Consider the following 1,272-nt stretch of genomic DNA (forward strand, 5'->3'; position numbering starts at 1 on the left):
CATTTCCGATCCAGCGAACGCTTGTCGGTTGAGCAGAGAAGATGGCGATATCTCCTTCGGCTTCTTTGATGTATTTGAACCATTCATCAAAGGTATAGGTTACTTTTTGGGCACCGCTACCACGCGCACCGTCCATCCAAACCTCGATAAATTTCCCTTTATTTCCGTATTTTGGATTTCCAAGGATTTCTTTCAGCTGGTTGAGATAGTATTGGTTGTATTCTTTTTCGGTTGCAACATGGTATTTAGGATGGTTGGCATCCCATGGTGACAAGTAAACACCCATGTTCATGTCGTACTTGCTAGCAGACTTGGAAACTTCTTCGAGAAGGTCACCCTTACCATCTTTCCATGGGCTAGCCGCTACGGTATGGTTGGTGTACTTAGAAGGATAAGCAACGAATCCGTCGTGGTGTTTAACAACCATAATGGTTCGTTTGAAGCCCGTTTCCTTCAGAGTGCGAATCCACTGATCAGTATCCAAGTTGGTTGGATTGAAGTATCGAGGGTCTTCTTTCCCATTTCCCCATTCAGAATTGGTATAGGTGTTCATTCCGTAGTGGATGAAAGCTGCCAATTCTTCCTTGTGGTAATCGAGTTGGGCCTTGCTTGGAAGTGGTCCATGATTGCCAATTTCGGTTTCTTTATCTTCTGGATGAGTGACTGGTGGAGTCGGAGTCGTTGGATTAGCCGTATCAGCGACTGGCTCGTATTCAAAGACGACCTCATTCACCCCTTTTTGCTGGATAGTTGCTTCCAGGCTAGCCTTGACTGGACGGTAGCCAGCAATGTCTTTTGCATGGAAGGTGTTGACAAAGGAAACGTCATACTCTTGGCCGTCATTGTTATCAACTGTCGCTTCCGCTAGTTCAGTAGTGGTTCCTTTTTGACGGTAGTAAACTTTGAAGGAGCCTTTGTTAACTTTATAGACCACCTTGATGACACGTGTACCGGCAGGCGCTTTGCTGACAACATTGTGATCTTCAGCCCAAGCATCCTTTAGTTGTTTATTGACTGCTACGCCATCAATGGATACAATTTCGTATTTGTCTTTATTCTTCTGATAGAACTCCGTTTTCTCGATTTCTTTTTTGAAATTGTAGTCAAATGGAGAATCAACAGCTGTCTGTTCGATAAAGGTGTCATTATCTTTGACAGGATTTCCTTCTTCGTCTTCGTGTTGGATAACCACACGACCGTATTCAACTCCCTTGGTCAAGGTAGCAATCCCATCTTGGTTGAAGGAATATTCGTTGCTTCCGATAACAGCTG

1 protein-coding gene is annotated in these 1,272 nt (G+C 44.3%); it reads right to left on the reverse strand.

Annotation, left to right across the window (positions count from 1 at the left end):
- The coding region (locus GMD4S_RS09020; protein ID WP_000962542.1) for an alpha-L-fucosidase at positions 1-1,272 on the reverse strand (1,272 nt) is incomplete at both ends.

The sequence above is a fragment of the Streptococcus sp. GMD4S genome (assembly GCF_000296955.1).